19 protein-coding genes are annotated in these 21088 nt (G+C 71.6%); 5 read left to right on the forward strand and 14 right to left on the reverse strand.

The genetic code is table 11. From position 1 onward, the window contains the following. Positions 1-52: 52 nt before the first annotated feature. Entirely contained in the window at positions 53-250 is a 198-nt protein-coding gene (locus tag HUT19_RS19670; protein ID WP_176181734.1) for a hypothetical protein, read from the reverse strand. A 74-nt stretch (positions 251-324) separates the two neighbouring features. Between HUT19_RS19670 and HUT19_RS19675 the strand changes: the two genes are divergently transcribed. Next, positions 325-1521 (forward strand): helix-turn-helix transcriptional regulator, encoded by a 1197-nt coding sequence (locus HUT19_RS19675; RefSeq protein WP_176181735.1) that lies wholly within the window; start codon positions 325-327, stop codon positions 1519-1521. Positions 1522-1590: 69 nt separating this feature from the next. On the opposite strand, the gene HUT19_RS19680 is transcribed toward HUT19_RS19675, so the two are convergent. Further along, positions 1591-2415: a carbon-nitrogen family hydrolase gene (locus tag HUT19_RS19680; RefSeq protein ID WP_176181736.1), complete on the reverse strand. Its 825-nt coding sequence runs from the start codon at positions 2413-2415 to the stop codon at positions 1591-1593. A 140-nt stretch (positions 2416-2555) separates the two neighbouring features. On the opposite strand from HUT19_RS19680, the gene HUT19_RS19685 reads away from it, so the two are divergent. Continuing rightward, positions 2556-3380, forward strand: a complete 825-nt coding sequence (locus HUT19_RS19685) for a maleylpyruvate isomerase family mycothiol-dependent enzyme (RefSeq protein WP_176181737.1) — start codon at positions 2556-2558, stop codon at positions 3378-3380. 56 nt (positions 3381-3436) lie between these two features. Here HUT19_RS19685 and HUT19_RS19690 read toward each other — a convergent pair whose 3' ends face one another. The 5 genes from HUT19_RS19690 to pdhA form a co-directional block, all read right to left on the reverse strand. Next, complete coding sequence (locus HUT19_RS19690; protein WP_176181738.1) at positions 3437-4732, reverse strand: nitrate/nitrite transporter; 1296 nt, start codon at positions 4730-4732, stop codon at positions 3437-3439. Beyond that, complete coding sequence (locus tag HUT19_RS19695) at positions 4729-5388, reverse strand: GntR family transcriptional regulator (RefSeq protein ID WP_176181739.1); 660 nt, start codon at positions 5386-5388, stop codon at positions 4729-4731. The genes HUT19_RS19690 and HUT19_RS19695 overlap by 4 nt, the downstream gene beginning before the upstream one ends. Before the next feature lie 82 nt (positions 5389-5470). Then, on the reverse strand, positions 5471-6922 hold the full coding sequence (locus HUT19_RS19700) for a dihydrolipoamide acetyltransferase family protein (RefSeq protein ID WP_176181740.1): 1452 nt from the start codon (positions 6920-6922) through the stop codon (positions 5471-5473). A 22-nt stretch (positions 6923-6944) separates the two neighbouring features. Next, positions 6945-7925, reverse strand: a complete 981-nt coding sequence (locus HUT19_RS19705) for an alpha-ketoacid dehydrogenase subunit beta (RefSeq protein ID WP_176181741.1) — start codon at positions 7923-7925, stop codon at positions 6945-6947. Between the two features lies 1 nt (position 7926). Then, positions 7927-9090 (reverse strand): pyruvate dehydrogenase (acetyl-transferring) E1 component subunit alpha, encoded by a 1164-nt coding sequence (pdhA, locus tag HUT19_RS19710; RefSeq protein ID WP_176181742.1) that lies wholly within the window; start codon positions 9088-9090, stop codon positions 7927-7929. Positions 9091-9414: 324 nt separating this feature from the next. On the opposite strand from pdhA, the gene HUT19_RS19715 reads away from it, so the two are divergent. Next, positions 9415-10077, forward strand: a complete 663-nt coding sequence (locus HUT19_RS19715) for a response regulator transcription factor (protein WP_176181743.1) — start codon at positions 9415-9417, stop codon at positions 10075-10077. 108 nt (positions 10078-10185) lie between these two features. Beyond that, on the forward strand, positions 10186-11223 hold the full coding sequence (locus tag HUT19_RS19720) for a phosphotransferase (RefSeq protein WP_176181744.1): 1038 nt from the start codon (positions 10186-10188) through the stop codon (positions 11221-11223). Positions 11224-11296: 73 nt separating this feature from the next. Here the strand turns inward: HUT19_RS19720 and HUT19_RS19725 are convergent, their stop codons facing one another. Beyond that, positions 11297-12874, reverse strand: a complete 1578-nt coding sequence (locus HUT19_RS19725; RefSeq protein WP_176181745.1) for a protein kinase — start codon at positions 12872-12874, stop codon at positions 11297-11299. Positions 12875-13184: 310 nt separating this feature from the next. On the opposite strand from HUT19_RS19725, the gene HUT19_RS19730 reads away from it, so the two are divergent. Beyond that, positions 13185-14828 (forward strand): protein kinase, encoded by a 1644-nt coding sequence (locus tag HUT19_RS19730; protein ID WP_176181746.1) that lies wholly within the window; start codon positions 13185-13187, stop codon positions 14826-14828. A gap of 257 nt (positions 14829-15085) precedes the next feature. Here HUT19_RS19730 and HUT19_RS19735 read toward each other — a convergent pair whose 3' ends face one another. The 6 genes from HUT19_RS19735 to HUT19_RS19760 all read right to left on the reverse strand — a co-directional run bounded on the left by HUT19_RS19735 (position 15086) and on the right by HUT19_RS19760 (position 20878). Further along, the gene (locus HUT19_RS19735; RefSeq protein WP_176181747.1) at positions 15086-15649 is read right to left on the reverse strand and encodes a bacterial proteasome activator family protein; all 564 of its coding nucleotides are present in this window, start codon (positions 15647-15649) and stop codon (positions 15086-15088) included. A gap of 76 nt (positions 15650-15725) precedes the next feature. Next, positions 15726-16169 (reverse strand): hypothetical protein, encoded by a 444-nt coding sequence (locus tag HUT19_RS19740; protein ID WP_176181748.1) that lies wholly within the window; start codon positions 16167-16169, stop codon positions 15726-15728. A 104-nt stretch (positions 16170-16273) separates the two neighbouring features. Continuing rightward, a complete protein-coding gene (locus HUT19_RS19745; protein ID WP_176181749.1) occupies positions 16274-17251 on the reverse strand; it encodes an NAD(P)H-quinone oxidoreductase in 978 nt (325 codons plus the stop codon). A gap of 23 nt (positions 17252-17274) precedes the next feature. Then, the gene (locus tag HUT19_RS19750) at positions 17275-18333 is read right to left on the reverse strand and encodes a TrkA family potassium uptake protein (protein ID WP_176181750.1); all 1059 of its coding nucleotides are present in this window, start codon (positions 18331-18333) and stop codon (positions 17275-17277) included. Next, on the reverse strand, positions 18330-20030 hold the full coding sequence (locus HUT19_RS19755) for a molybdopterin molybdotransferase MoeA (protein ID WP_176181751.1): 1701 nt from the start codon (positions 20028-20030) through the stop codon (positions 18330-18332). The genes HUT19_RS19750 and HUT19_RS19755 overlap by 4 nt, the downstream gene beginning before the upstream one ends. Then, positions 20027-20878, reverse strand: coding sequence for an NTP transferase domain-containing protein (locus HUT19_RS19760; RefSeq protein WP_254885664.1), 852 nt, complete (start codon positions 20876-20878; stop codon positions 20027-20029). The genes HUT19_RS19755 and HUT19_RS19760 overlap by 4 nt, the downstream gene beginning before the upstream one ends. Between the last annotated feature and the right edge of the window lie 210 nt (positions 20879-21088).

Here is a 21088-nt window from a genome sequence, read left to right on the forward strand (position 1 = left end):
TCCGGAGCGCGCCGGATGGTGTGGGGCACGTACCGGTACACAGCGCGGCGGCTCATGGGTGGCCCTCCGGGTGTCGCTTCATCAAGACGTCGCAGTCGGTCACCGTGGTCATGTCGCCAACGGCGCGGGCGCGGACCCTGACGTTGGCGAGTTCAGCGCATCCCGCGCAGCCCTCAACCGGCGTCGGCTCCCGCTCCAAGTGCGGCGGCACGTCGATCGGCGTGGTGCGGTTACTGGTGAACTCATCCATGCCGTCAGCATCGGACGAGGGTGAATCTCTGGCGAGCGGCCCTGTGTCGGCCAACTGTCGGCCACACTTGCCTTATGGGCAGCAGCCTCGGGGCCACCATCCGTCGCCTGCGTGAAGAGCGCGGGTGGAGTCAGGCTCGCCTGGCGCGAGAAACCTGCCGTGCTGCTGGCGTCCACGGCGAGCCGATCGGGCGGCAGGAGATCAGCCGGTACGAGAACGGCAGGCGCACCCCCCGTGAGTGGCTGCCGTTCATCGCTGACGCGCTCACTGTGCCCGTGGAAGCCCTGAGGACGTCGTCAGCGCCACCGGAGCCGCCTCCGCCGACACTGGCCGACTATTTACCCGAAGGCGCCCCTCTCGCCCCACTCAGCGCGGCTCAGGGGAGACGCGTCGGTTCGGCTGCCGTGGCGGATCTTCAGCAGCGCGTCCACGGGCTCCGACTGGCGGACGACGTGATCGCCGGGGGGGACTTGCTGCGCCCTGCCCTCCGCGAACTCCGCTCGGCCGTGAAGCTTTTCAGGGAAGGCAGCCATACGGAGGCGATCGGCCGGTCCCTCCTCCAGGCCATCGGCGAGCTGGCACAGATTGCCGGATGGATCGCCAGCGATGCCGGGCAGCACGGTGGGGCCGAACGGATCTACCGACTCGGTCTGTCGGCAGCGCACACGGCGGGGGACGCGACATTAGCGGGCAACCTGCTGGGCTCTCTGGCCTATCAGCGGACCAACACGGGGGACGTACGAGAAGGGCTCGCCATGGCCCGGGCAGGGCTGGAGAACGCCCCTGAAGCCCCGCCACGGGCGCGCGCCCTCTCCTTCGACCGCGTCGCATGGGCGCACACCAAAGCCGGGGAAGCTCAGCCCGCCATGCGCGCGCTGAACGAAGCGGACGAAGCATTGGCTCGGCTTGGTGACGAGGAAGAGCCTGCCTATCTGTACTGGGTGGACGCCGGGGAACTCCGGGTCATGGAGGCCCGCGTCTACACCGAGCTACGCCGTCCCCTCCGTGCCGTCCCGCTCCTCCGGGACGTGCTCAGCCGCTACGACGCGACCCACACGAGGGAACTGGCGCTGTACCTCTCCTGGCTCGCCGTCGCGCTCGCCGACGCCAACGAACCGGAAGAGGCAGCCATCACGGCGGAGCGAGTCATCAGCCTGTCGAGCGACATCACCAGTGAGCGCACAGCGGAGCGGGCGCGGGTCGTACTCGCACGGCTGGCCGCGTTCCAGGACGTTCCCGAAGTCCGCGCCCTGCTCGACAGCGCGACGTAACGGGCGCCATCTGGCGGCCAACTCGGGGGCGCGGACGCGTGCACGGGGAGCCATATTCCCCCTCAGACATCAGCCCCCGGCCGTGGCATTCCCCCGGGTCCGGGCGGCGGGCTCGGGCAGGCCCAGCATGCGGTCGCGGAGCACCGGGAGGTCGGTGCGGACCTGGGTGACCCGGTCCAGGTCCAGGTCGACGGTCAGCACCTCCTCGGCGGTGCCCGCCTCGGCGAGCACCTCGCCCCAGGGGTCGATGACCACGCTGTGCCCGGCCTGCTCCACCCCGGCGTGGGTGCCGGTGGAGCAGCAGCCCAGAACGTACGCCTGGCTCTCCACGGCGCGGGCGCGGAGCAGCAGCCGCCAGTGCTCGCGGCGGCGGGCGGGCCATCCGGCAGGGATCACCAGGATCCGCGCCCCGGCCTCGGTCAGCAGCCGGAACAGCTCGGGGAAGCGGAGGTCGTAGCAGATGGCCAGGCCGAGGGTGGCGTCCTGCGGGCCGGTGGTGACGATCTCCTCGCCCGCGCCCATCATCACCGCCTCCCCCTCGTCGAAGCCGAAGCGGTGGATCTTGCGGTAGGAACTTGTGAGGGCGCCGTCGGGGGAGAAGACCAGGGCGGTGTTGTAGAGGGTGCCGTCGGGGGCGCGCTCGACGACGGAGCCCGCGTGGAGCCAGACCCCGGCGTCCCGGGCCGCGGCGGACATGGCTTGGGCGGTGGGGCCGTCCAGCGGTTCGGCGCCGCTGTCGAAGGAGTCGTAGGCGAAGGCCCCGTGGGTCCACAGTTCGGGCAGCACCACCAGATCGGAGTCGCTCTGGTCGCGGACGACACCGGCAACGCGGTCGCGGCGACTTTCGGGGGACTCGTCCGGGTCTACGTCGATCTGGACCAAAGAGGCTCGCACACTACCACCGCTCTCAGCCTTGGAGACCGCCAACCGGGCCTACGATCGGACACGAAAGCACTGCCCTGGTGCTCATGGGCAGCGTAACTTGAAGCCACACACCAGCACCCAGCCCGCGTACCAACCGCCCGAGGGGTCCCGTGACCGTCCATCCCAGCCTTCAGACCTCCATCGACGCCTGGACCCATTCCATTGACGCTATATCGGAGTTGGTGAATCCGCTCGTCGAGAACGAGTGGAACCGCCGTACCGAGTGCCCGGGATGGTCGGTGCGGGACGTCGTCTCGCATGTGATCGGACTCGAGTGCGAGATGCTCGGCGATCCCCGCCCCATCCACACGCTGCCGCGCGACCTGTACCACGTCACCAACGAGACGTCGCGGTACATGGAGGTCCAGGTCGACGTCCGGCGCTGCCACACGGCGCCCGAGATGACGTCCGAGCTGGAGTACACCGTCATCCGGCGGTCCCGTCAGCTGCGGAACGAGAAGCGGTCGCCGGACACCATGGTGCGCTTCCCCGGCGGCGGCGAGCTGTCCCTCGAAGCCGCCCTGGCGCGGCGGGCGTTCGACGTCTGGGTGCATGAGCAGGATCTGCGCCGGGCGCTGAACCGGCCCGGCAACCTGGACTCCCCGGGCGCCCTGATCTCCCGGGACCTCCTGCTGTCGGCGCTGCCGAAGGTGGTCGCCAAGGACGCGGGCGCGGCTCCCCATTCGGCGGTGGTCTTCGATGTGCACGGGCCGCTGGAGTTCATGCGGACCGTCCGGGTGGACGCGGACGGCAGGGGCACCATCGACGGCAGCGTCTCGCTCGGCCCGACCGTGACGCTCACCCTGGACTGGGAGACCTATCTGCGGCTGGCCTGCGGACGGGTACGGCCCGAGGCGGTCAGCGAGCGGCTGAAGGTCGAGGGCGACCAGCAGCTCGCCGAGGCGATCCTCGACCACTTCGCCGTCACGCCGTAGGAAGCCCGCAGGAAGCCCGGAGGAAGCCGGAAGCCGTCAAAAGGGGGACGGCGGGTTCAGGCCGGTACGTGCACCGCCTCGACGCGGCTCGCGACGACGCGTTCGCGCTCCCGGCGGTGCGCGCGCCCGCGCAGCCGCAGCACCTGGGAGACGCCCAGCGTCTGGAGGAGGAAGACCGAGGCGAACGCGATCCGGAAGTTGTCGCCGGTCAGGTCGAGCAGCACTCCGACGGCCAGCAGCGTGGTCATGGAGGCCGTGAAGCCGCCCATGTTGACGATGCCGGAGGCGGTCCCCATCCGCTCGGGCGGGTTGGCGGGGCGGGCGAAGTCGAAGCCGATCATCGACGCCGGTCCGCAGGAGCCGAGCACCACGCACAGGGTGACCAGCAGCCACATCGGGGCGTGGGCGGCCGGCCAGGCCAGCACGGTGCCCCACAGCAGGGCGGTGGTGCCGACCGTGCCGAGGGCCAGCGGGGCGCGGGCGGCGTGGTGGCGGGCGATGACCTGACCGTAGATCAGGCCGATCACCATGTTGGAGAGCACCACCAGGGTCAGCAGCTCACCCGCCGTGGCACGGGACAGCCCCTCGGCCTCGACCAGGAACGGCATCCCCCACAGCAGCAGGAAGACCATGGCCGGGAACTGGGTGGTGAAGTGGACCCACATGCCCAGCCGGGTGCCGGGCTCCCGCCAGGCGGCCGCGATCTGACGGCGGACGAAGCCCTCGCCGCCGCGCGGCGCGGTGACGGGCTCGAACCCCTCGGGGTGGTCCTTGAGGAACACCAGCACCAGGACGAGCACGACCACCCCGCCGACCGCGCTGCCCGCGAAGGTCGGGGTCCAGCCCGCGCGGTGCAGGGCCTGGGCGATCACCAGGGTGGAGATCAGGTTTCCGGCCATGCCGATCAGCGCGGCGATCTGGCCGATCAGCGGTCCGCGGCGGGCCGGGAACCAGCGTGAGCCCAGTCGCAGCACGCTGATGAAGGTCATCGCGTCCCCGCAGCCGAGCAGCGCCCGGGCCGCCAGCGCCATCGGGTACGAGTGGGAGAGCGCGAAGGCGAACTGCCCGGTGGTGAACAGGGTGGCGCCGAGGGCCAGCACGGTACGGGTGCCGAGCCGGTCCACCAGCAGCCCGACGGGTATCTGCATCCCGGCGTAGACCAGCAGCTGGAGGATGGAGAAGCTGGACAGCGCCGAGGCGTTGATGTGGAAGCGCTCGGCGGCGTCGATGCCGGCCACCCCGAGGCTGGTGCGATAGGTGATGGCGATGAAGTAGACGCCGACGCCGAGGCCCCAGACGGCGACGGCACGGCGCCCGCCGGGTGGGTCCCCGGGCAACCGGGCGGTGGTCATCGTGCCTCACCCCGGGCGAGGTTGTTCACCCAGCTGATGTGGCGCTGCACGGTGGCGGAGGCCGAGAGCGCGTCCCCGGCGCGCAGGGCGGTCAGGATCTCGGTGTGCTCGGTGATGTTCTTGGCGATGCGGTCCGGTTCGGCGTGCATGGTGGCGACCCCCATCCGCAGCTGCCGGTCCCGCAGCTGGTCGTACAGCTGGGCCAGGATGCCGTTCCCGGCGGCCTTGACGATCGCGGCGTGGAAGCACCGGTCGGCGGCGGCGAACGCGGCGAGGTCCCCGGCCGCCGCATGGCCCTTCTGCTCCTCCAGCAGCTCCTCCAGCCGCAGCAGCAGCGGCTCCGCGGCGGGGACGACCTTGGCGACCGCGTGCTGCTCGACCAGCAGCCGGGTCTCGACCACGTCCGCGATCTCCTGCGCGGAGACCGGCAGCACCAGGGCGCCCTTCTTCGGGTAGAGCTTGAGCAGCCCCTCGGCCTCCAGCCGCAGCAGCGCCTCCCGCACCGGCGTACGGGAGACCCCGACGGCCTCGGCCAGCTCCCCTTCACTCAGCAGGGTGCCGCCCTCGTAACGGCGGTCGAGGACCGCCTGCTTGACATGGATGTAGACACGCTCGGCGGCGGGCGGCGGCTTGGTGGCCGTATCGGTGGGACTCATGATGCGCACATCATAGATACATCAGGTATGCACAAGGATCCCCCGTCCGCGATGCGGACGGGGGATCGGGTCGAGTGCCGGATCAGCCCCAGGTGATGAGGCGCTTGGGGCGCTCCAGGATGGCCGCGACATCCGCGAGCACGCGGGAGCCGAGCTCGCCGTCGACCAGCCGGTGGTCGAAGGAGAGCGCGAGCGTGGTCACCTGGCGTGGCTTCACCTCGCCCTTGTGGACCCACGGCTGGAGCTTGACGGCGCCGAAGGCGAGGATCGCGGACTCACCGGGGTTGAGGATCGGGGTACCGGTGTCCACGCCGAAGACGCCGACGTTGGTGATGGTCACCGTGCCGCCGGACATCGCCGCCGGGCTGGTCCTGCCCTCGCGGGCGGTGGAGACCAGCTCGCCCAGGGCGGACGCCAGTTCGGGCAGGGTCTTGGCGCCCGCGTCCTTGATGTTCGGGACGATGAGCCCGCGCGGAGTGGCCGCCGCGATGCCCAGGTTGACGTAGTCCTTGTAGACGATCTCCTGGTTCTCCTCGTCCCAGGAGGCATTGACGTCCGGGTTGCGCTTGATGGCCACCAGCAGGGCCTTGGCGACCAGCAGCAACGGGTTGACCCGCAGCCCGGCCAGGTCCGGGTCCTGCTTGAGGTCGGCGACCAGCTTCATGGTGCGGGTGACGTCGACGGTCACGAACTCCGTCACATGCGGCGCGGTGAAGGCGCTGCTGACCATGGCCTGCGCGGTGGCCTTCCGGACGCCCTTGATGGGCACCCGGCGCTCCCGGGCCCCCGGGGCCGCGGCCTCGGCGGCGGCGGGGACGGCGGCGGGCGCCTCGGCCGCGGGCACGGCCTCGGCCGCCGCGTGGACGTCGTCACGGGTGATGATCCCGTCCGGGCCGGTCGGGGTGACCGTGGCCAGGTCGATGCCCAGGTCCTTGGCCAGCTTGCGGACCGGGGGCTTGGCCAGCGGGCGGGCCGCGCCGGGGCGGGGGCCGTGGCCGTTGAGCTCGGGGCCGGCCGCGGTCTCCACCGGGGCGGACGCGGGGGCGGGGGCCTGGGCCTTGGGCGCGGCGGGGGCCGCCGGGGCGGCGGGCGCGGTACGCGGCTGCTGCTGGCCCGGCACCGGCTTGCGCGGACGGCGCTTGGTGGAGGAGGGCGCCGCGCCGTAGCCGACCAGATTGGCCTGGCGGCCCTCCTGTTCGGCGGGCTCGGGGGCGGCCTCGGGGGCCTCGGGCGCGGTGGCGGTCTCGGGGGCGGGCGCGGGCGCGTCACCGGCGCCCGGCTGGGTGTCCACCGAGATGATCACCGTGCCGACGTCCACCGTGGTGCCCTCGTCGAAGCGCAGTTCGTGCACCACCCCGTCGAAGGGGATGGGCAGCTCGACGGCGGCCTTGGCGGTCTCGACCTCGCACACCACCTGGCCGTCGGTCACGGTGTCGCCCGGGGCCACGAACCACTTGAGGATCTCGGCCTCGGTCAGTCCCTCGCCCACGTCGGGCATCTTGAACTCACGGAAGCGCTGTTCGACTGCGGTCATCGTCACGATCTCCTCAAGCCCTTCAGTACGCCAACGCACGGTCTACGGCGTCGAGCACCCGGTCAAGCCCCGGCAGGTACTCGTCCTCGAGCCGCGACGGCGGGTACGGCGCGTGGAAGCCGCCGACCCGCAACACCGGGGCCTCAAGGTGATAGAAGCACCTCTCGGTGATCCGTGCGGCGATCTCCGAGCCGGTGCCCAGGAAGACCGGTGCCTCGTGGACCACGACCAGCCGGCCCGTCCGCTCGACAGAGCCCTGGAGGGTGTCGAAGTCGATCGGGGACATCGACCGCAGATCCACGACCTCGACCGACTTGCCCTCCTCGGCGGCGGCCGCGGCGACGTCCAGGCACACCTTCACCATCGGGCCGTAGGCCGCCAGGGTGAGGTCGGTGCCCGGTCGGGCCACCCGGGCGGCGTGCAGGGGGGCGGGGATCGCCGAGGTGTCGACCTCGGACTTGTCGTGGTAGCGGCGCTTGGGCTCGAAGTAGATCACCGGGTCGTCGCTGCCGATGGCCTGCTGGAGCATCCAGTAGGCGTCGGAGGCGTTGGACGGCGAGATCACCTTCAACCCGGCGACATGGGCGAACAGTGCCTCGGGCGACTCGCTGTGGTGCTCCACCGCGCCGATGCCACCGCCGTACGGAATGCGGATGACAACGGGCATCTTGACCTTGCCGAGCGAACGCGCGTGCATCTTGGCGAGCTGCGTGACGATCTGGTCGTAGGCGGGGAAGACGAAGCCGTCGAACTGGATCTCCACCACCGGGCGGTAGCCGCGCAGCGCCAGCCCGATCGCGGTGCCGACGATGCCGGACTCGGCGAGCGGGGTGTCGATCACCCGGTCCTCGCCGAAGTCCTTCTGGAGCCCGTCGGTGACCCGGAAGACGCCTCCCAGCTTGCCGACGTCCTCACCCATGATGAGGACCTTGGGGTCGTTCTCGAGCGCCGTGCGCAGCGACGCGTTGATCGCCTTGGAGAGCGACATCTTCTCGGCTGCCATGTCAGATGCCTTCCTCAGCGGTGACGAACGAAGCCTGGTACGCGGCGAACTGGGCCCGCTCCTCGTCCACGAGGGCGTGGCCGTCGGCGTAGGTGTGTTCGAACATGGCCAGGTCGTCGGGGTCCGGCATGGCCCGTACCGCGTCCCGGACCCGCTTGGCCAGCGCGTCGCTCTCCCGCTCGAGACCGGCGAAGAACTCCTCGTCGGCCAGCCCCTGCTTGGTGAGATGGGTGCGCAGCCGCAGGATCGGGTCCTTGGTCTCCCACAGCTCGCGCTCCTCGGCCGAGCGGTAGCGCGTCGGGTCGTCGGAGGTGGTGTGGGCGCCCATGCGGTAGGTGAACGCCTCGATGAGCATCGGGCCCTGACCGGTGCGCGCCCGCTCCAGCGCGGCCCTGGTCACGGCGAGACAGGCCAGTACGTCATTGCCGTCCACCCGGACGCCGGGGAAACCGAACCCCTGGGCGCGCTGGTAGAGCGGCACCCGGGTCTGGCGCTCGGTGGGCTCGGAGATGGCCCACTGGTTGTTCTGGCAGAAGAAGACGACCGGGGCGTTGTAGACCGCGGAGAAGGTGAAGGACTCGGCGACGTCGCCCTGGCTGGAGGCGCCGTCACCGAAGTAGGCGATCACCGCGGAATCCGCGCCGTCCTTGGCGACACCCATCGCGTAGCCGGTGGCGTGCAGCGTCTGCGAGCCGATGACGATGGTGTAGAGGTGGAAATTGTTGCTGTTGGGATCCCATCCGCCGTGGTTCACCCCACGGAACATCCCCAGCAGATTGGTCGGGTCGACACCCCGGCACCAGGCCACACCGTGTTCGCGGTACGTGGGAAAGACGTAGTCGGAAGTCTGGAGCGCACGGCCGGAGCCGATCTGCGCCGCCTCCTGGCCCAGCAGCGAGGCCCACAGGCCCAGCTCGCCCTGGCGCTGGAGGGTGGTGGCCTCGGCGTCGAACCGCCGCGTGAGCACCATGTCGCGGTACAGGCCGCGCAGCTCGTCGGGGGTGGGGTCGATGGAGTACTCGGGGTGTTCGACCCGTTCGCCCTCGGGGGTCAGCAGTTGTACGAGATCGGTCTGGCCCGCCGCCTGCTTCTTGGCGTTCCCCGCGCTCGTGCGCTTGGCTCCGCTGCGGCGCGGCTTGCGCGCGGCAGTGCTCTCCACGGTCACGTTGCTCCTCCGTCTGTCCGGCCTCCGGGATCCGCCGGCGGCCAGTTGCGGCTCGCCCGTTCACGGCGACGGTGCACGGGGTGGGTGCGCCGAAGCCCGACCGGGCGTGACAGGTTTCCCGGCGGCTGGCCCTGCAAAAGGCACGTTACCCAGTGCGTCACATGTCTGCGAAACCCCACTTGACCTGCAATTTTGCTTGGATTTCCAAGTAAATTGCGCTGATGGGGACACATCCACTGGTCACAGCCCCGCAGTCCGCCGGACAAGCGCACGGTATCCCGCTGGACAAAGGCACGGGAAGAGTTGGTGTGTGAGACTGGATCCGTGCGCGAGGAAGGAAAAATCAGGATTTTCCTACTCGACGACCATGAAGTCGTACGGCGCGGCGTCCGGGAGCTCCTGGCGAGCGAGCCGGACATGGAAGTGGTCGGCGAGGCGGGCACCGCGGCCGATGGGCTGGCCCGGATCACGGCCACCCGTCCCGATGTCGCCGTGCTCGACGTCCGGCTGCCGGACCGCAGCGGGGTCGAGGTCTGCCGGGAGATCCGCTCGCGCGACGAGTCCGTCCACTGCATGATGCTCACCTCCTTCGCGGACGACGAGGCGCTCTTCGACGCCATCATGGCGGGCGCCTCGGGATATGTGCTCAAGGACATCCGGGGCGGTGAACTGCTCGCCGCGGTGCGGGACGTGGCGGCGGGCCGCTCACTGCTGGACCCGGTGGCCACCGCCCGGGTGCTGGACCGGCTGCGCGGCGGCGTCGCCAAGCCCGACGACCGGCTGGCCTCGCTCACCGAACAGGAGCGCCGGATACTGCTGCTGATAGGGGAGGGGCTGACCAACCGGGCGATCGGCGAGCGGCTCCATCTCGCCGAGAAGACCATCAAGAACTATGTCTCCAGTCTGCTCTCCAAACTGGGCATGGAGCGCCGCTCGCAGGCCGCGGCGTATGTGGCCCGGATGCAGGCCGAGACCCAGAAGCACTGAGCCGCCCCGGAGGCACCGGGATTCCCGCCCGCCCCTCACCGCACCGACCCGCCCCCGCGTACCACCGCGCGCCCGGGCCGTGACGCCGCGTGATCTAACATCTGGCAAGTGCCGCGCTCACATGTCACCTCCGCCGAGGCCGCTCCCGACGGGGAAACCCTGAGCGCCCTGCTCCGCCGCTACGACCGCGCCGGTGAGGCGCTGTCCTGCCGCCCGCTCACCCAGGGACTGCTCAATCGCGGCTACCACCTGACCACCACCCGCGGCCGGTTCTTCCTCAAGCACCACCTCGACGGCGACCGCGCCGTCATCACCCGCCAGCACCGGGCCACCCAGCGGCTGGAGGCGCTCGGACTGCCCGTCGCCCCGCCCGTCCCCGACGCCCACGGGCACACCGTCGCCGTCATCGGCGGGCGCTGCTACGCGCTGCACCCCTGGGTGGACGGACGGCACCGGGACGGCGGTGAGCTGACCGCCCCCCAGTGCTGGCGACTGGGCGGGCTGCTCGGGGTCGTGCACACCGGTCTGGAGCGGGTCATGCGGGCGCGTACGCACGATCGACAGCCCCCGGACCCCTCGGCCGCCCCCGAGGACACCCTCACCGTCATCGACGAGCTGCTGGCACTGGTCCGCCGCCACCGCCCGCGCGACAGCTTCGACGAACTCGCCGAACACCGGCTGGTCGAGCGGCGGACCCTGGTCGAGCGGTACGGCCACCGGCGGCCGGAGGCGGACGCCGTACCGGCCACCGGCTGGGTCCATGGCGACTTCCACCCGCTGAACCTGCTCTACCGCGATACGGAACCGGCGGCCATCGTCGACTGGGACCGCTTAGGGGTGCAGCCGCGCGCCGAGGAGGCGGTACGCGCCGCCGCGATCTTCTTCGTACGTCCCGGGGGCACCCTGGAGCTCCCCAAGATCCGTTCCTACGCCCGGGCCTACCGCCGCACGGCGGGCGCGGGAGCCGCCGAGATGGCCGCAGCCGTCCACCGGGTGTGGTGGGAGCGGCTCAATGACTTCTGGATGCTGTGCTGGCGCTACCAGCGCGGGGACCGGCGCGCCGATCACCAGTTCCCGGCGGCCGCGGCGCTGGTGGTGTGGTGGACGCGGGAGTACGAGGCGGTCCGGGACGCCTTCTGCGACTGACGGGCCGCCGCGGGGTCCGGACACGACGGACGGCCGGGGCCCGAAGGCCCCGGCCGTCCGTGATGTCCCGTGATCAGCCCGCGTCGCTCGCGTCGTCCGTCGGCACGTCCGACGTCGGCGGAGTGGTCTCCTCGTCCGGCGGCGCAGTGGTCTCCTCACCGCCGGGCGTGGTCTCCTCGCCGGTCGGCTCCTCGGTGGGCTCGCCCGTCGGCTCCCCGGTCGGCTCCTGCGTGGGGTAGTCGTCCGAGTACGAGGGCGTCGGGCCCTGGCTCGGGGTGTAGTCGTCGTCCGTGCCGCCGGTGTTCTCGTCGGACGGCGTCGGCTCGGTCGTCTCGTCGGTCGGCTTGTCGCTCGGCCGCGAGGTCTCCTTCTGCTGGTGGGTCGCCGGGGGCTTGTTCGGCTCGCCCCCGCCGTCCTTCTTCCCCGCCTGGAGGGCGAAGGCGACACCGGCCGCGATGGCGATCACCGCGAGCGCGGCGATCAGCCACAGCCTGCCGCGGCCCTTGCGGCGTCCGCCGGAGCCGTTGTCGTAGCCACCGCCGTAGCCGTCGTCGTCACCACCCCCGCGGGTGGGGATGATCGGCTGCTGGGACGTGTCGCCGTGGCCGGGGTGCGGCAGCGCGGTGGTCCCCGCGACGCCGGGCATGCCCATGGCGGGGGTGGACCCGCCCAGATGCTGGGTGACCGGGCCGGTGTTCCACATCCCGGTGTGGCCGCCCGCCTCGTGCAGCATCTGGAGCGCGTACTGGACCAGCCCGCGCATCTCCTCGGCGCTCTGGAACCGGTCGTCCGGGTCCTTGGCGAGGGAGCGCATCACCAGGCCGTCCAGCTCCGGCGGCACCGTGCCGCCGGAGGTCTCCGACGGCGGCACCGGGGTGTCCTGGACGTGCTGGTAGACGACGGACAGCGGGGTCTCGCCGGTGAACGGAGGGCGCAGCGCCAGCAGCTCGTAGAGCAGACAGCCGGTCGCGTACAGGTCGGAGCGGTGGTCCACGGCCTTGCCGAGGGCCTGCTCCGGGGAGAGGTACTGCGGGGTGCCCATGACCATGCCGGTCTGGGTCATCGTGGACTGCGCGCCGTGCAGGGCGCGGGCGATGCCGAAGTCCATCACCTTGACGGCGCCGCTGTGAGTGATGATCACGTTCGCGGGCTTGATGTCACGGTGCACGATGCCGTGCTGATGGCTGTAGGCGAGCGCCTCCAGCACCCCGGAGACGATGATCAGCGCCTGGTCGGGCGGCGGTGCCTCGGCGTTGAGCAGCAGATCGCGGATGGTCCGGCCCTCGACCAGCTCCATGACGATGTACGGCACGGTGTTCTGGCCGATGACGTCTTCGCCGGAGTCGTAGACCGCGACCACCGCGTGGTGGTTCAGCCCGGCGACGGACTGTGCCTCGCGGGTGAAACGGGCCTTGGACACCGGGTCCTCGGCCAGGTCGGCGCGGAGCAGCTTCACCGCGACCGTCCGGCCGAGCCGGAGGTCCTCGGCGCCGAACACCTCGGCCATGCCACCGCGGCCGAGGCGGCGGGTAAGGCGATATCGTCCATCGCCGACAAGGCCTCCGTTACCCCACAACTCCGGCGAGTCCGACATTCCGGACCCGCTGGCGTCAGGTTCGGAGGGCCCCTGGGCGCTCTGGGTCTGTGCCATCGGTCCTCGCCGTCTCGTTCTCGGTGGGGGTCTGGTCGACATCGCCCCGCCCACGGGCGGTACGGTTCCTGCTAGGCACGCTACAGCCTTCGCGCCGCACATCGGTTGTGATGGACCGGCCATCAAACCCGTTGACGGTGAAGCGATGCAAATCGCGTGACGGGTTCTTGCGCATCCGGTCACGGAACGGGCACGCGGCTTGACGTGTCCGTGGCCTGGGGCAGACTTGGCCACGATATCCAGAACTTGAAGATCAATGCGTTGAAACGTGCGCGTCAGAACAGTGAGTGCGCCGAGGGGGATGTAGGAAATGAGCCAGCAGGGCGCACCAGGCCGGTACCAGGGTCAGTCCCTGGCGAACGGCCGCTACGAGCTTCGTGACCTGCTGGGCGAAGGTGGCATGGCCTCCGTGCACCTGGCCTACGACACGGTGCTGGACCGCCAGGTCGCCATCAAGACCCTCCACACCGAGCTGGGACGTGAGCAGTCCTTCCGGGAGCGTTTCCGCCGCGAGGCGCAGTCTGTTGCGAAGCTCACGCACACCAATATCGTCTCGGTATTCGATACGGGCGAGGACTCCGTCGACGGCTCGCTGATGCCGTACATCGTGATGGAGTACGTCGAAGGCCAGCCGCTGCGTTCGGTTCTGGACGCAGATGTCCGCCAATACGGCGCGATGCCGACCGAAAAGGCGCTGAAAATCACCGCTGACGTGCTGGCGGCCCTGGAGATCAGCCACGAAATGGGCCTGGTCCACCGGGACATCAAGCCCGGTAACGTGATGATGACCAAACGTAATGTGGTCAAAGTCATGGACTTCGGCATCGCCCGCGCCATGCAGTCCGGTGTGACCTCCATGACCCAGACCGGCATGGTCGTGGGCACCCCGCAGTACCTCTCCCCCGAGCAGGCGCTCGGCCGCGGCGTGGACGCCCGCAGCGACCTGTACTCGGTCGGCATCATGCTCTTCGAGCTGCTGACCGGGCGGCTGCCCTTCGACGCGGACTCCCCGCTGGCCATCGCCTACGCGCATGTCCAGGAGGAGCCGGTCGCGCCGTCCACGATCAACCAGTCCATCCCCCCGGCGGTGGACGCCCTGGTCGCCCGTGCGCTGAAGAAGAACCCGAACGAGCGCTTCCCCACCGCCGAGGCGATGCGCGACGAATGCGCCCGGGTCTCCCGCACCGGCCAGACCGGCGCCTCGCCGATCATCATCAGCGGCGGCCCGCCGGCCCGCAGCGGCTCCGGCGTCGGCTCGGCGGTCTTCCCGCCGGTCGACCAGCAGCAGGCCACCGCGGGCCTGGGCGGCGTCCAGACGCCCTACCAGCCGCCGCAGGCACAGCCCACCGGCCAGTTCGGCGCCTTCGGCCCGTCCACCCCGCCGCCCACCCAGGTGAGCCAGCAGGGCTTCCAGGCTCCGGCACCCGCCTACACCGGCGGTGCCTCCACCCCGCCGCCGTACAACCTCGGGTCCACCCCGCCCCCGACGCCTTCGGGCGGGGGCGGCGGCAGCAACAAGCGCGTGATCATAGGCTCCGCGGTCGTCGCGGCGATCGCGGTGCTCGCCCTGGTCCTGGTGATCGCCCTCAGCGGCGGTGGCGGGGGCTCGGAGGACGACGAGAGCAAGAAGCCCAGCAAGAAGCCCACCGCGACCCCCTCGGGCTTCCGGATGGGCAACAAGAACATGACCATCGACCCCGAGAAGTGCACGGACGCGTACGAGAACTCCGAGGAGAAGGGCACCTACTCGGTGCCCGACTTCCAGAACAAGTACATCGACTCCGTCAAGAAGTGCATCCAGAAGGCGGGTTGGAAGTACCGGGTCACCACCGAGGACGAGAACCTCTGGGGCAAGGGCACCGTCCTCAACTACACCTTCCGGAACTACGAGCCGTACGACCCGGACACGGACACCATCGAGCTGACCGTCTCCACCGGTATGCCGGACGACTGATCCCGCTCACCGGCCCGACGGCCGCCTGACAGTCCTCACATCGCCGCGAAGCCGGTCCGCCGACCCAGGTGGACCGGCTTCGCGGCCGTCGGCGCACCGCTCCCGGCCGCGCCCGGGCCGTCAGCTTGGGCACCGCGGCGTCCGGGGCGGCCTTAGCGACCGCCAGGCGCACGCCGCGGCGGCACGGACATACGGCGGCGGGCCGCCCCGGGCACTCGTCCCGGGACGGCCCGCCACGCGCTGAGCCGCTGAAACCGCTAGAGATACGGGCCGGAACGGGCACCGCCGTGCTGCGGCCCGACCTCGCCCTCCTCGGGCAGGCCGACACCCGGGGGCAGCGCCCGGCGCATCTGCTCCAGCTGGGCCCGCGCCGCCATCTGCTGGGCGAAAAGCGTCGTCTGGATGCCGTGGAACAGTCCCTCCAGCCAGCCGACCAACTGCGCCTGGGCGATGCGCAGTTCCGCCTCGGTGGGCACCACCTCGTCCGTGAACGGCAGCGACAGCCGCTCCAGCTCCTCGATCAGCTCGGGCGCCAGCCCGTCCTCCAGCTCCTTGACCGAACTGGAGTGGATCTCCTTGAGCCGGACCCGGCTGGCTTCGTCGAGAGGTGCCGCCCGGACTTCCTCCAGAAGCTGCTTGATCATGCTGCCGATCCGCATGACCTTCGCCGGCTGTTCGACCATGTCCGTCACGGGAACCTCGCGCGACTCGTCGTCATCACTGCCCTCGCCAGGAGTGACACCGCCGAGCGCCATGCCGTCCGGACCGACCACCAGGACGTGCGGGCTCTCCTGCGAGCGTTCGTTCATCGGCTGGTTCATACCCCCATTGTTCCGCACCGGCACCCCGGGCGGGGGCAGAGGGGCCCGGTCCGCCGCGGATCCCGGGGGCGGGCGCTCACTGACGGCGCAGCCGCAACCCCAGAAACGCCAGTCCCAGCCCGAGCCCGGTCAGCGCGAGACCGGTGCCCAGCGGCAGCACCCGCATCGCCCGGTCGCCGGGCTCGGCCGCGGTACGCCGCGTCTCGTAACGGTGCTCCGACGGCGCCAGTTCCCGGGCCATCGGCGGCTCACCCGTCTCCGGGACCGTCAGGGAGGACGGCGTCCAGCGGGGCACCAGCTGCCACGACGAGGCGCCCTCCCCCTCCTCGCTCACCCCGCCCGGGACGTCCTCGCCCGGGGGCGAGGACGCGGGCGGATCGGTCCGGCCCGGATGGGTACGGCCCTCCCCGGCGCGGGTACCCGCCAGCCCGCCGTCGTCGGCCTGCGCCACGGGGGCCGCCGACAGTACGGCCCCCGCCAGCAGGAGCGCGGCGGGCAGGGTGCGGAACGCAGGGTTCACGGTCGTCACTCTCCCGTGCCGAACCAGTGTGCAACGGGTTCAGATTCACATGGAGCCATAAACCAGGCATTCCAGGCGCCGCTGTACGGGTCCCCTCCCTGACCTCAGACCGTGAGCAGCACCTTGCCCACATGCTCACTGGAGTCCAGCAGCCGGTGGGCCTCCGCGGCCTCCCGCATCGGGATCGTCCGGTCCACGATCGGACGGACCCGGCCACCGCTGATCAGCGGCCAGACATGCTCCCGCACCGCCGCGACGATCGCCGCCTTCTGCGCCAGCGAGCGGCCCCGCAGCCCGGTGGCCATCACCGCACAGCTCTTGGCCAGCAGGGTGGCGAGGTTCAGCTCGGCCTTCACCCCGCCCTGCAAGCCGATGATCGCCAACCGGCCGTTCACGGCGAGCGTCTCCACGTTCCGGGCGAGGTACTTGGCGCCGACGATGTCCAGGATGACGTCCGCCCCCGCGCCGTCGGTGCCCCGGCGCACCTCCTCCACGAAGTCCTGCTCGCGGTAGTTGATGAGGATGTCGGCCCCCAGCTCACCGCAGGCCGCCAGCTTCTCCGCACTCCCCGCGGTCGCGGCGACCCGCGCCCCGACCGCCTTGGCGAGCTGGATCGCCATGGTGCCGATTCCGCTGGAACCACCGTGCACCAACAGCGTCTCGCCGGGCCGCAGATGGGAGATCATGAAGACGTTCGACCAAACGGTGGCGGTCACTTCGGGCAGCGCCGCCGCGGTGACCAGGTCGACCTCCTCCGGCACCGGCAGCACCTGCCCCGACGGGACCACCACCCGCTCCGCGTATCCGCCGCCCGCGAGCAGTGCGCACACCTCGTCCCCCACCGCCCATCCGGTGGCCCCGGGGCCCACCGCGGCGATCCGGCCCGAGCACTCGAGACCGGGGTGGAGCGAGGCACCGGGCGGCGGCGGATAGACGCCCTGACGTTGCAACAGATCGGCACGGTTGACACCACTGGCCACCACATCGATGAGGACTTCCCCCTCACCGGGTTCCGGATCGGGCACCTCCGCCCATACGAGTGCTTCCGGGCCCCCGGGTTCAGGAATCGTGATCGCATGCATGGCCGCGAGGCTACTCCCGCCGCTCACTCCTCCGGCGGCGTCGGCGCGCGCACGATCGTGATCAGCCGGTCGGCCGCCTGGAGCGGACTCGCGTCCGGGTCGTCGTACGCCAGCAGCCGATGGCCGCGCCGCACCGACACCACCAGGTCGTCCGTGTCCCGCACCGAACGGCCCACCTCCGCCTTGACCACCGTCCGCTCCACCAGGTCAAGACCGCTGCCCTGCTGGATCAGATCCTCGATGACCGCGCCCGCGGTCGGACTCTGCACGCTCATCCCCAGCAGCCGGCCCGCCGCGCTCGCGCTCGTGATCACCGCGTCGGCGCCCGACTGGCGCAGCAGCGGAGCGTTCTCCTCCTCCCGCACCGCCGCCACGATGTTGGCACGCTTGTTGAGCTGCCGGGCGGTGAGCGTGACCAGCACCGCGGTGTCGTCCCGCTGCGTCGCGATCACGAACTGCCGGGCACGCTGCGCCTCCGCCCGCAACAGCACATCGCTGCGCGTCGCATCGCCCACCACCCCCGCGAATCCGTCCGCGTTGGCCGCCTCGATCACCTTGTGGTTGGGGTCGACCACCACCACCTGGTCCTTGCGCAGCCCGGTCGCGCAGAGCGTCTGCACGGCGGACCGCCCCTTCGTCCCGAAGCCCACGACAACGGTGTGATCGCGCAAGGCGGACCTCCAGCGGTTCAAGCGGTACTGCTCGCGGGTGCGTTCGGCCAGGACCTCGAGCGTGGTGCCGACCAGGATGATCAGGAAGATCACGCGGAGCGGGGTGACCAGCAGGATGTTGCTGAGCCGTGCGCTGTCGCTGTACGGGACGATGTCGCCGTAACCGGTGGTGGACAGCGTGACGGTCGAGTAGTACACGGCGTCCAGGAAGTCGACGTGCTCATCGGAGTTGTCGTGGTACCCGGCGCGGTCGGTGTACACGATGACCACGGTCAGCACCATCACGAACAGCGCGAGCAGCAGTCTGCGGACGACCTGGCGCAGCGGGCCCGCGGGGAAGTGGGGCAGGCGGACCCGGTGACTGGCGTCCTCGGGGGTGCGGGCGGCCGCGTCCTGGCTGGGCAGCTTCACGCGGGGGCCTCCGGGGTGGGTATGCCGTCTTCGTCATCGGATGCGCCGCTGGCTCGGGTCCCGGCGGGTGTGCCGCCGTACCCTCCCGGCCAGGGCAGCGCCAGCACCTCCGCCTCGTCGTCGCGCTCCGCACCGCCCGGCGGGATCACCGCGAGACCGTCCGCCGCGGCGATACCGCGCAGCATCGCCGGACCGTTGAACCGGAGCGGAAGCGCCGCCCCGCGCCGGAACGCCACGGGCACCAGCCGGGTGTCCACCGGATGCCCGTGCACGGCGGCGGCCAGCGGCATCCGGCGCGGCTCGACCGCCGGGCGCGCCCCGAGCGTGCGCAGCAGCGGCTCGGCGAGCGTCAGCAGACCGGAGACGGCGGCCAGCGGATTGCCCGGCAGACCGACCAGATGCCGCCCGGGCGCGAGCCGCGCCAGCAGCATCGGATGACCGGGGCGTACCCGCACCCCGTCCACCAGCAGCTTCGCGCCCAGACGGCGCAGCGTGGGGTGCACATGGTCCACCGGTCCGGCCGCGGTGCCGCCGGTCGTGACGATCACGTCGGCGGTCGACTCCGCCACGGCCGCGTGGACCGTGTCGGCGTCGTCGGCCAGTCGGCGGGTCTCCGACACCTCGGCGCCGAGCGCCCGCAGCCACGGGCCGACCATGGGGCCCAGCGCGTCCCGGATCCTGTCGTCCCGGGGGCGCCCCTCGGCCAGCAGTTCGTCGCCGAGAACCAGCACCTCGACGCGCGGGCCGCGGACGGTGGCCAGCTCGTCGTAGCCGGAGGCGGCCGCGAGCCCCAGCACGGCGGGGGTGATCGGGGTGCCCGGGGACAGCAGATGATCGCCGCTGCGGCACTCCTGGCCACGGGTCCGGATGTCCTGGCCGAGGCCGACGGGGTGGGCGGGGGCTGCGTGGAGCCAGCCGTCGCCGGTGTCGGTGCCGTACTCGGAGCGCAGGACGGCGGTGGTGCCGGGCGGGATCCGGGCGCCGGTGGCGATGCGGACGGCGTGCCCGTCGGGGAGCGGGGCGGCTTCGGCGTGCCCGGCGAGTATCCCGTGCTCGCCGTGTTCCCGCGGGTGCGCGGACTCGGGGGTGGGAAGCCGCCAGGGCCCGGGACCGGCGAGGGCCCAGCCGTCCATGGCGGAGGTGTCGAACGGCGGGAGGTCGGTGAGGGCGGCGAGGGGCTCGGCGAGGACATGCCCGAGGGCCTCACCGAGCGGCCGTACGACCGTGACGGGCGCGGTGGCAGCGGCGGCGGCACCCGCGGTGGCGCGGGCGTCGGACCAGGTACGGGGGGTGGTGGGGGTATCGGGGTTGTCTTCCGCGCGCGGGTCCGGGGCCTCCGCGGCGGGGGTCCTGGACCGTCTGTCTCTGGCGCCGGTGCCCTCGGACGCGGGGTCGTCCGGAGACTGGCGCCACACAGGTACGAGAGCGTCCAGGACCCCCGCCCCTGCGTCCCCGTCCCCTCCCGACGACTGGCGGCCGCGCCCCGGTGGCGGCTTCCGGTGCCGGGCGGATGGGGTCTCGCGGTCCGGGGGCGTACGTCCCTGGGCGAGGTCGAGGGCGGGGCTGGCCCAGTCGCGTTCCGCGTGGTCGTCCTCGGCCGCGGCCGCGGTCGTCTCACGCTCGTTGGCCAGCGCCAGCGCCTCGTCGACCTCGCGGTCGAGCGCCTCGTCGTCCCCCGCCCGGTCGCGCCGCGTCATCCCGCCGACTGCTCCGGTGTCCCGGCCTCATCGGCCCAACGAGCGGCCAGCGCCGACGCCTTGCGCATCGCGTCGGCCAGCGCCTCGGATCCGCCGCCCCGCTGGGCCGCGGCATAGCCGACGAGGAAGGTGGTCAGGGGGGCGGCGGGCCGGGCCACTCCGTGCGCGGCGTCCCGGGCCAGGTCGAGCAGGGCGGTGGTGTCGACATCGAGGTCGACCCCGAGTTCGGCCTTGACCGCGGCGATCCATTCATCCAACACGACTCCATGCTCCCTGATCCGCGCGCGGGCTGTTGTGATGTCTTCCCAGGTGTCGCAGTCGAAGGAAGCGGTGGGGTGGTGGACGAGGCCGAGCGACAGCTCGGAGGTGAGCAGACGGAGCGGAAGGCCGGAGAGACCGCCGTGCTCGGCCGCGAGGAGCGCGATCTCGCGCCGCAGCGGCTCGGCGCGGTAGGCGGCGACCAGGGGCTGCTCACGTCCGCCGGAGTCGGTGAGCACCGCGCCATCGGCCTCCTCGGCGCCGGTGAGCAGGGCTTTTACGGTCTCGGAGGTGAGGAACGGCAGATCGGCGGAGAGGACGAGGACAACGGGTGCGGTGGTCTGCCGTACGCCCGCGTCAAGGGCGGCGACCGGTCCGCCGCCCGGCGGCTCCTCCCGCGCCCAGCGGACGGGGCGGGCGGTCGGCCTGCGCGGTCCGACGACCACGGTCTCCCCCGCCTCCCGGCAGACGGCCAGCACCCGGTCGAGCAGAGCCCGTCCACCCACCCGCAAGGCGGGCTTGTCCGCCCCACCGAGCCGCCGCGCGGCGCCCCCGGCCAGGATCACAGCGTCATACGCACCTGGAGTCACCCCACGAGTATCGCCCGATCAGCCCTCGCCGCCCCCACCCCCACCGGCGCACAGGCGCACCGGGCAGGACAGCCGACCCGGAGGGGCGACCGCCGACGAGCCGTGAGGGGACCGGGTCGCGGCGGTGGGGTCCTGGACGCTGTCAACGGTCCAGGGCCCCGCCGCGGAGGCCCCGGACCCGCACCCGAACCACGGACCCACCGCGCACCC

Origin of the sequence: Streptomyces sp. NA02950 (assembly GCF_013364155.1) — a bacterium.
GTDB lineage: Bacteria > Actinomycetota > Actinomycetes > Streptomycetales > Streptomycetaceae > Streptomyces.